The 8,703-nt window shown below is 72.9% G+C and carries 9 protein-coding genes; 7 read left to right on the forward strand and 2 right to left on the reverse strand.

The annotated features are described in order from the left end of the window. Positions 1 to 471: 471 nt before the first annotated feature. The 5 genes from IEY78_RS31720 (at position 472) to IEY78_RS31740 (ending at position 4,329) form a co-directional block, all read left to right on the forward strand. Positions 472 to 2,772, forward strand: coding sequence for an ATP-dependent DNA helicase UvrD2 (locus IEY78_RS31720; protein ID WP_229700295.1), 2,301 nt, complete (start codon positions 472 to 474; stop codon positions 2,770 to 2,772). Positions 2,773 to 2,917: 145 nt separating this feature from the next. Then, complete coding sequence (locus IEY78_RS31725) at positions 2,918 to 3,241, forward strand: hypothetical protein (protein WP_189104247.1); 324 nt, start codon at positions 2,918 to 2,920, stop codon at positions 3,239 to 3,241. A gap of 119 nt (positions 3,242 to 3,360) precedes the next feature. After that, positions 3,361 to 3,714 (forward strand): WhiB family transcriptional regulator, encoded by a 354-nt coding sequence (locus tag IEY78_RS31730; RefSeq protein WP_189104249.1) that lies wholly within the window; start codon positions 3,361 to 3,363, stop codon positions 3,712 to 3,714. After that, positions 3,711 to 4,028: a putative WhiB-interacting protein gene (locus tag IEY78_RS31735; protein ID WP_189104251.1), complete on the forward strand. Its 318-nt coding sequence runs from the start codon at positions 3,711 to 3,713 to the stop codon at positions 4,026 to 4,028. The genes IEY78_RS31730 and IEY78_RS31735 overlap by 4 nt, the downstream gene beginning before the upstream one ends. A gap of 103 nt (positions 4,029 to 4,131) precedes the next feature. Then, positions 4,132 to 4,329 (forward strand): hypothetical protein, encoded by a 198-nt coding sequence (locus IEY78_RS31740; RefSeq protein ID WP_189104253.1) that lies wholly within the window; start codon positions 4,132 to 4,134, stop codon positions 4,327 to 4,329. Positions 4,330 to 4,474: 145 nt separating this feature from the next. Here the strand turns inward: IEY78_RS31740 and IEY78_RS31745 are convergent, their stop codons facing one another. Both IEY78_RS31745 and IEY78_RS31750 read right to left on the reverse strand, forming a co-directional pair. Continuing rightward, on the reverse strand, positions 4,475 to 5,965 hold the full coding sequence (locus IEY78_RS31745) for an ABC1 kinase family protein (protein ID WP_189104255.1): 1,491 nt from the start codon (positions 5,963 to 5,965) through the stop codon (positions 4,475 to 4,477). Positions 5,966 to 6,021: 56 nt separating this feature from the next. Further along, a complete protein-coding gene (locus IEY78_RS31750) occupies positions 6,022 to 7,149 on the reverse strand; it encodes a ThiF family adenylyltransferase (RefSeq protein WP_229700296.1) in 1,128 nt (375 codons plus the stop codon). A 178-nt stretch (positions 7,150 to 7,327) separates the two neighbouring features. On the opposite strand from IEY78_RS31750, the gene IEY78_RS31755 reads away from it, so the two are divergent. Beyond that, complete coding sequence (locus tag IEY78_RS31755) at positions 7,328 to 7,954, forward strand: M48 metallopeptidase family protein (RefSeq protein WP_189104257.1); 627 nt, start codon at positions 7,328 to 7,330, stop codon at positions 7,952 to 7,954. A gap of 112 nt (positions 7,955 to 8,066) precedes the next feature. After that, positions 8,067 to 8,703 (forward strand): TerD family protein (locus tag IEY78_RS31760; RefSeq protein WP_189104259.1); only part of this gene is annotated, 637 nt, incomplete at its 3' end.

Consider the following 8,703-nt stretch of genomic DNA (forward strand, 5'->3'; position numbering starts at 1 on the left):
AGCACCACAACGTACATCGGGGGGCGGACATTCCCGATGGGGGAGCGGGGGGCGTGCGCGGGCTTGTCGGCGGGTGGGCCGGGGGCTGGCTCCAGCCTGGGTGCGTCCCGGTTCCAGGTTCAGGCGACGCCGGCGCTGAGCGTGAGCTGAATCTCGTCGGCCTGCCTTCCTTGGGGGCCCCACCCCCACCCCCTCCCCTCCCCACACCCCCACCGACCGAAGCCGCCCCACCGACCGAAGCCGCCGTCCCCACCCGAAGCCGCCACCCCGCCCCGAGCTGCCCCCGACCCAGCCCCAAGCCACCCCAGCCGAGCCACCCCAGCCCCAGCCCTCCTGCCTCCCCAGACCTCCCGCCGCTCCCCACACCCCCGCTCGCCTCGCCTCGCATCACCTCGCCTCGCGTCGTCTCGTGCTGATCTCAGGAAAGCAGTCGCCGGGCCCGTGCGTCGGCCGTTGTCCACAGGGGGCGCGATGTGTATGACCGGGGACGGCGGCTGTGGACAGGGGGCAAGGGCGCCTCGGCGGACCTGGCAGCATGGCGGGGTGACAGCAGCAACGGACTCCTCTCTTTTCCCGCAGGTGCCGGACTCGGCCGACGCGGTGCTCGACGGGCTCGACCCCGAGCAGCGCGAGGTCGCGACGGCGCTGCACGGTCCGGTGTGTGTGCTGGCGGGTGCCGGCACGGGCAAGACCCGCGCGATCACCCACCGGATCGCGTACGGCGTGCGCGCCGGGATCCTGACGCCCGCGAGTGTGCTCGCCGTCACGTTCACGGCGCGGGCGGCGGGTGAGATGCGCGGCCGGCTGCGGCAGCTCGGCGCCGGCGGGGTCCAGGCCCGGACGTTCCACTCCGCGGCCCTGCGCCAGCTGCAGTTCTTCTGGCCGAAGGCCGTCGGCGGTGAGGTCCCGCGGCTGCTGGAGCGCAAGATCCAGGTGGTGGCCGAGGCCGCCGCCCGCTGCCGCATCCGGCTGGACCGCAACGAGCTGCGGGACGTCACGGCCGAGATCGAGTGGTCCAAGGTCACCCAGACCGTGCCGGCCGACTATCCGGCCGCGGTCGCCAAGGCCGGCCGTGAGGCCCCTCGCGACCCGGCGGAGGTCGGGCAGATCTACGGGACGTATGAGGAGCTGAAGCGGGAGCGGGGCCGCATCGACTTCGAGGATGTGCTGCTGCTCACGGTGGGGGTGCTCCAGGACCGGCACGACATCGCCGAGCAGGTCCGTTCGCAGTACCAGCACTTCGTCGTGGACGAGTACCAGGACGTCAGCCCGCTCCAGCAGCGGCTGCTGGAGCTGTGGCTGGGGGACCGCGACAACCTCTGCGTGGTCGGCGACGCCAGCCAGACGATCTACAGCTTCACCGGCGCCACCCCCGACCATCTCCTCAACTTCCGCACCCGCCATCCGCAGGCGACGGTCGTCAAGCTCGTCCGTGACTACCGCTCCAGCCCGCAGGTCGTGCACCTCGCCAACGGCCTGCTCTCCCAGGCCAAGGGGCGCGCCGCCGAGCACCGCCTGGAGCTGGTCTCGCAGCGCGAGGCGGGGCCCGAGCCGGTGTACACGGAGTACGCCGACGAGCCCGCGGAGGCCGAGGGCACCGCCCGCCGGATCCGCGATCTGATCGCCTCGCGGGTGCCGGCGAGCGAGATCGCCGTGCTCTTCCGCGTCAACGCCCAGTCCGAGGTCTATGAGCAGGCGCTGGCCGATGCCGGTGTGCCGTATCAGCTGCGGGGCGCCGAGCGGTTCTTCGAGCGCCCGGAGGTGCGGGAGGCAGGCGTCAAGCTGCGGGGCGCGGCCCGCTTCGGCGGCAACGACGCGCTGCTCGATGACGCCCTGGACCTGCCGTCCGAGGTGCGGGCGGTGCTCAGCGACATGGGCTGGACCAGCCGCCCGCCGGCGGGTTCCGGCGCGGTGCGCGACCGCTGGGAGTCGCTGGCGGCGCTGGTGCGGCTCGCTGAGGACTTCGCCCGGGCACGGCCCGCGGCCACGCTCGCCGATCTCGTCGCCGAGCTGGACGAGCGGGCCAATGCCCAGCACGCTCCGACGGTCGAAGGGGTCACGCTGGCGTCCCTGCACGCGGCCAAGGGCCTGGAGTGGGACGCGGTGTTCCTGGTCGGCCTGACCGAGGGCATGATGCCGATCACTTACGCCAGGACCGACGAGCAGGTGGAGGAGGAGCGCCGGCTGCTGTATGTCGGCGTGACCCGCGCCCGGTTGCATCTGGGCCTGTCCTGGTCGCTGGCGCGTTCGCCCGGGGGGCGGGCCTCCCGCCGCCCCAGCCGGTTCCTCACCGGCCTGCGGCCCGGTTCGGGGACGGTGCCCGGCCGTCGCACGCCCGGCGCGGTCTCCGGGGGCGTCGAGCGCGGCGAGGGGACGGCGGCGGTGGCGCGGCGTCCGAGGCACCGCAGCCCGGCGCGCTGCCGGGTCTGCAACCGCACGTTGACGGACGCCGGCGAGATGAAGCTGATGCGGTGCGAGGACTGCCCGTCGGAGCTGGACGAGGCGCTGTACGAGCGGCTGTGCGCGTGGCGGACCGAGCAGGCCGCACGGTCCCGGCAGCCCGCCTACTGCGTCTTCACGGACAAGACCCTGATGGCGATCGCGGAGGCCGTTCCGGGAACCGAGGCGGAGCTCGCGGTCATCTCAGGAGTGGGGCGGCGCAAGTTCGACCGCTACGGCAGTGACGTGCTGGCGATCTGCGCCGGTGAGGAGCTCGTGGGAGCCTCGGAAGAGGCGTCCGGAGGACCCGCGGAAAACTCGTCGGAAAAATAGTTTGCGCCCGCGGAGCGCAGCCCCATAGCCTTCGGAAGCAACGGGGACAACGGTTTCTTTCCGAGATCCGTTCGATCCGTGATGTACTTGAACGCCCTGGAACGGGATTCCCGGTCCACCGAGACGCCGAGAGGAGGCGAGCCCAGTGATCAGCTTCATTGAGACGAACAAAATGACCGATCTCTCGGTCGTCGCCGCCTGCCCGCTCGGCACCTCGCTCCTTGGCACCGGTATGTCCGGCTTCGGCCGCCCGTCCGGTACCGAGGTCGCGCGCTCCGAGTTCCTCACTGTGCTGACGCGCAGTGAGCGCACCGCGCGACCGACCGAGGCACCTGCGGTAGCAGCAGTGGCGGCATCGGCGAATGCCTTTGCCTCCGCGGCGGCCAATGGTGCCGAATCCCGGCAGCAGTACCAGACGCATGACATGTGGGCCTACCGCGGCCTCGAACCCTGGAGAGATCCAGCCTGATCAGCGAGATCAGGTCGGCACCTTCCAGGGCCGCGGAACCCACACCGGGATCCGCGGCCCTTTTGTTTGCCCCAGCGTCCGGCCACCGGCCGGGCCGAACAGACGAGGAACACACCACCGTGCAACTGCAGACGCACACCCCGTCCGTAGCGACCGACCTGATCCCTCCGCCTGACCCTCAGGAGAATTCCTTGCTTCCCCTCACCGAGCTCGACGACGAGATCGACCGCCTCGGCGCCGCTGTTCCGTGCCGCACCTACGACCCGGAGGTCTTCTTCGCGGAGTCCCCGGCCGACGTCGAGTACGCCAAGACCCTGTGCCAGACCTGTCCGGTGCGTGAGGCCTGCCTCGCCGGCGCCAAGGACCGGCGTGAGCCGTGGGGCGTCTGGGGCGGCGAACTCTTCGTCCAGGGCGTCGTCGTGCCCCGGAAGCGGCCGCGTGGCCGTCCGCGCAAGAACCCGGTTGTGGCATGAACGCCTTCGGCACAGGAACGATCGACCATCCCGTCACCCGGGATCCCCAGAAGCAGGACCTCACGATGAACCCCACTCTCACCGACACACCCGTCCCCGTGAACGCCGACGCGATCGAGTCGCGTCAGAACAGGAACCTCGCGATGCAACTCATCCCAGAAGCCCTGGCTCGTGCGCATATGCACGAACGCCTGCGGGAGGCCGAATCAGAACGCAGGGCCCATCGGCTCGCCGCCGCGCGGCGTATGCAGCGGCGTGCCGAGCGCGCGTCGCTGCGTGCCCGCCGTGCGCTGGCCATGGCCGTGATGCAGTAAGGCGGCGCGCTTGATGCCGCCGTTCACGGGGTCCGTCCGACAGGGCGGGCCCCGTGGTGCGTGGGATCCCGTGTGTCGCGGTGGACGGGGCTATCGTCGGACGGTGGACCAGAGGACGCATGAGCAGGCGGAGCCGGCGGACGGGCACACGGAGTGTGCCGGCTGCGGCGCGGTGGCCGAGGGCACCCCGCCGACCTGGACGCTCTCCGTCGAGAACGGTGAGCGCCGCTACTACTGCGACACCTGCGCGCGCAAGCACATCCGCGCCATCGAGGGCCGCCTGGATTCGAACTGGTGGTGAGGCCGGGCGGCGTCACCGGGGGAGCGCGGCCGGGGTAGCCCGGACCGGGCCCGCCGTGCGGGCGTGGCGGACGGCCGCCTTGCCCGCTCCCGCCCGTGCCCGCCCGCTCCCGTGGCCGGAGCGGGCGGCGGGCCCGGCCCGTGGGTCAGGCCGTGGTCTCCTCGACGGCCTCCTTGCCGAGTCCCGCACCGACGACGGCGTTGCCGGACTCCGTGTCGTGCTCCGGCTCGCGCTGGGGGCCGGGCTCCGTGCCGAGGGCGCCGGTGGCCTCGGCGGCGTCCGGGCCCGGCGGCTCCTCCTCGGGGACGAAGCCGGGCAGCCAGGCCTCCAGTTCGTCGCGCAGCCGTACCGTAGCCCCCAGCTGGCACAGCACCCCGATGGTGCTCAGGGTCACCCGGTGGATCAGCAGGTAGGAGGGCGGCAGATTGAGCTGCTTGCCCAACTGGTGGGCGGGGGAGCGCGGATCGCCGACCCGGGCCGCCTGATGGCGCATCCAGCTCCGGGTGAAGGTGAACTCGTCCACCTGCGCCGGATCGATGATCGGCAGCAGATACTCCAGCACCGCGTCCGGTTCCAGCTCGATAGAGTCCCGGACGAAGCCCTCCTCGCACAGCAGCTGGTAGACGGCGTCGGCCTCCCCGTCGAGGGTCATCCGCAGCGAGCTGCCGATCGTCGGGGGCAGCCCGTCGGGCAGCCGGTCGACGGTGCCGAAGTCCAGCACCCCCAACCGCCACTCGTCGACCGGACCGTCCGGGGCGTCGCCGGCCAGCAGCCGGAAGTTGCCCGGGTGCGGATCGGCGTGCAGCAGACCCGTGCGGGCCGGGCCGGAGAAGAGGAAGCGGGCCAGGAGCTGACCGGCGCGGTCCCGCTGCTCGTCGGTGCCGTCCGTGATCACCTCGGACAGCGGCATCCCGTCCATCCACTCCGTCACCAGCACCTGCTCGCACTGGTGCACCACGGAGGGCACCACCACGTCGGGGTCGCCCGCGAACTCCTCGGCGTGCGCCCGCTGGGCCTCGGCCTCCAGGGAGTAGTCCAGCTCCTCCGAGACCCGGTCGCGCAGCTCGGTGATCAGCGGCTTGACGTCCATGCCCGGCATCAGCGGGCCCAGCAGCCGGGCGAACCGGCTCAGCTGCGTCAGATCGGACAGCAGCGCCTGGCCCGCGCCCGGATACTGCACCTTGACGGCCACCTCCCGGCCGTCGTGCCACACCGCACGGTGCACCTGCCCGATCGAGGCCGCCGCCGCCGGCTTGTCCTCGAACTCCTCGAACAGCTCCCGCCAGTCCTCGCCGAGCTGCTCCGCCAGCACCGCGTGCACCGCGCTCGTCGGCATCGGCGGCGCCGCCTCCTGAAGCTTCGTCAGGGCGGCGCGGTAGGGGCCGGCGATCTCCTCGGGCAGCGCCGACTCGAAGACGGACAGCGCCTGCCCGAACTTCATCGCCCCGCCCTTCAGCTCGCCGAGCACCTTGAAGAGCTGTTCCGCCGTGCGCTGTTGCAGCTCACGGCCGACGATCTCGGCGGATCTGCCGCCGATCCGCTTGCCCAGGCCCCAGGTGGCACGGCCGGCGAACCCCAGTGGCAGCGCGGCCAGCTTGGCGGTACGGGTGACCGCCTTGCGGGGAAGATCAGACATGCGCCCCTCCAACTCACACTGTCCCCCAACCGGGGTTACTCCGTCATTGTGGCGTGTCACGGCCGCGGATCCGAGGCGCCTGCCGCACACCGGGCAGCGGCCGCACCGCAGGCGCATTCCGGATGCGGCGCGACCGGCACCCTGCGCACCTCGGCACAGGGTGCGGCGAGCTCCATCCGCGCCCCTGTGCACGGCGGGAGTTCACCGTCGAGGAACGTCAGCGCCTGGAGGGCGGCGACGCCCGCGACCGCTGTCGCCAGCGCGGCATCACACGCCGGCACCGCGGGCGCACCGCGTCCCGACCGCCACTGCGCGAGCAGCCGCGGCCAGGCCGGCTCCGCGTCCGTGCGGTGCAGCTCGTCGCAGCGGGCACAGGCCGAACCGCCGGGCAGCACCAGCGGACCCACCACTCCCGTGCCCTCGATCACCCCCGCGTAAAGATGCGGGATGCCGGCAGTCAGCAGCGGCTCGGACAGCACGGGGTCGGGGGCATAGGCACCGAGGCCGTCGCGCGGGGCGAGCACCACCAGCGACAGGCCCGGCTCACCCGACTCGCTGACCGGGACCCGCGGGCGCGGGGTACGGCTCCAGGGAGAGGCCTGGCGGACCAGCCGCTGCGCGGCGGCGCTGCGCCGCTCGCCGGTCCGCTCGGCCGTCAGCCCACCGGGCAGCACGTCCTCCGGCTGGACCGTGCCGCCGTCGAGCACCTCCACCCGGCCGATCCCCGACGCCGAGAGCAGCGCCGCGATCGCGGCACCGACCCGGCCCGCCCCCTTGACCCGGGCCCGGACCGCGCGGCGCGCGCCCATCCGGCCCAGGGCGCCCGCGGGCTCCGGATGCCGCACGGAGAGGGCGGCCAGGTCGGGCCGCAGCTGTCCGAACGCCGCGGGGTCGGCGCGGACCTCTTCGGCCGCCGGCCCGCCCCCGGTCGGGGCCTCCAGCAGCCCGGCCGCGCCGAGGCGTTCGACCACGCCCCTCACGTGTGCGGGCGGGAGGTCCAGCAACGCCGCCTCCTCGGTCAGTTGCCGCAGGGTGCGGGTGCCGTCGAGCAGCGACAGGAAGCTTCCCGTCGCCGTGTCGACCGGGCCGACCACCTTCGCGTGGGCCGGTGCCACGCCGAACCGCACGGTCTCCCTGTCCCGCCAGCCGCGCCGCAGCGCGGGCTTGAGCATCGGATGACTCATCTGATCCCCCGTCCTTCGTCGTCCGGCCCCCAGCATGCGCCCTGCGGCGGATCGGGGCGGAAGTTATCCACAGGCGGGGGGTGCCGGTCGTACACGCTGTGCACGCCATGGAGTGGTTCGGCGGCGAACCGACCGCGGGGCGGGACTTCCCGCGACGGCAGCGGGTAACGTCGGGCGCGTGCCCGCCGACCCTTCCGCCCACGGCTCAGGGGAGACACCTCTGCGCCGCGCCCCCGACACCTCGCGCCGGACCGCCCCGAGCCCCGCGGCTCAAGGAACGGGCACCAGCGCTGTCGAGGTGCGCCGCAGCTCACGACGGCGCAGAACGGTCTCCGCCTACCGCGAGGGCGACCGCACGGTGGTCCTGATCCCGGCCCGGATGTCCGAGGCCGAGGAACGGCGCTGGGTGACCGTGATGCTGGACAAGCTCGCCGCCCAGGAGAGCAAGCGGATACTGGGCGACGGCGAGCTGGCCGCGCGCGCCGGGAGGCTGTCCGGCCAGTACCTGGAGGGCCGGGCCCGCCCGGCGTCGGTGCGCTGGGTGACCAACCAGAACACCCGCTGGGGCTCGTGCACACCGGCCGAGGGAAGCATCCGCCTCTCGCACCGCCTCCAGGGCATGCCCGAATACGTCATCGACTACGTCCTGCTGCACGAACTCGCCCATCTGCTGGTCCCCGGGCACGGGCCCCGCTTCTGGCGCCTGCTGGAGTGCTACCCCCGTACGGAACGGGCCCGCGGTTACCTCGAAGGGGTGGTCGCGGCCGACCGGCTGCCCCATCTGCCCGCCGCCCGCGGCGAATGAGCCCGCGGCGCGCCCCCATCCGCCGCGCCCCGGCATCGCCCGCTGTCGGCGCCAGCGGTTAGCCTGGCCGCGCAGACGAACTCACAGCGGGAGCGGGGGACGGGCGTTACGTATGGCCAGGGAATTCCAGCGCGGCCACAAGGCCAAAATCGGTGACCTCACGGCGGGAACGGATCTGTACGTCGGCGTGCAGATCGCCGGGCCCGGCCTGACTTTCGACATCAGCTGCTTCGGTCTCGACGCCGACGAGCGGCTCTCCGACGACCGGTACTTCGTCTTCTTCAACCAGCCCACCTCGCCCGAGGAGTCCATCCAGCTCCTGGGGCCGCAGGCCGGCGACAGCGAGTCCTTCCGGGTCACCCTCGACAAGATCCCGCCGCAGATCCGGAAGCTCACCTTCACCGCCGCCCTCGACGGCGCGGGCCAGGTCGCCGGGATCGGGCCCGGCTACCTCCGGATCGTGGCCGGCGGCGAGGAGGTCGCCCGCTACTCCTTCACCGGCAGCGAGTTCAGCACCGAACGCGCCGTCATGCTCGGCGACTTCTACCTCAAGGACGTGTGGCGGTTCGCCGCCGTCGGCCAGGGCTTCGACGGCGGCCTGGAGGCGCTGCTGAAGAATTTCGGCGGCGAGGTCGTCGAGGAGGAGGCGCCCGCGCCCGAGCCGCCCGCAGCGGCACAGGGCGTGCCCGGCTTCGCGCCGCCGCCCGGGCCGGCCGCCCCCGCACCGCACTTCGGCGCGCCCGCCGCCG

Source organism: Streptomyces kronopolitis, assembly GCF_014646275.1.
GTDB lineage: Bacteria > Actinomycetota > Actinomycetes > Streptomycetales > Streptomycetaceae > Streptomyces > Streptomyces kronopolitis.

What these genes read in the sequence shown, in the direction of transcription:
- IEY78_RS31720 (WP_229700295.1), top strand. Translation starts at nt 472, where the DNA reads ATGTGTATGACCGGGGACGGCGGCTGTGGACAGGGGGCAAGGGCGCCT.
- IEY78_RS31735 (WP_189104251.1), top strand. Translation starts at nt 3,711, where the DNA reads ATGAACGCCTTCGGCACAGGAACGATCGACCATCCCGTCACCCGGGAT.
- IEY78_RS31745 (WP_189104255.1), bottom strand. Translation starts at nt 5,965, where the DNA reads ATGTCTGATCTTCCCCGCAAGGCGGTCACCCGTACCGCCAAGCTGGCC.
- IEY78_RS31750 (WP_229700296.1), bottom strand. Translation starts at nt 7,149, where the DNA reads ATGAGTCATCCGATGCTCAAGCCCGCGCTGCGGCGCGGCTGGCGGGAC.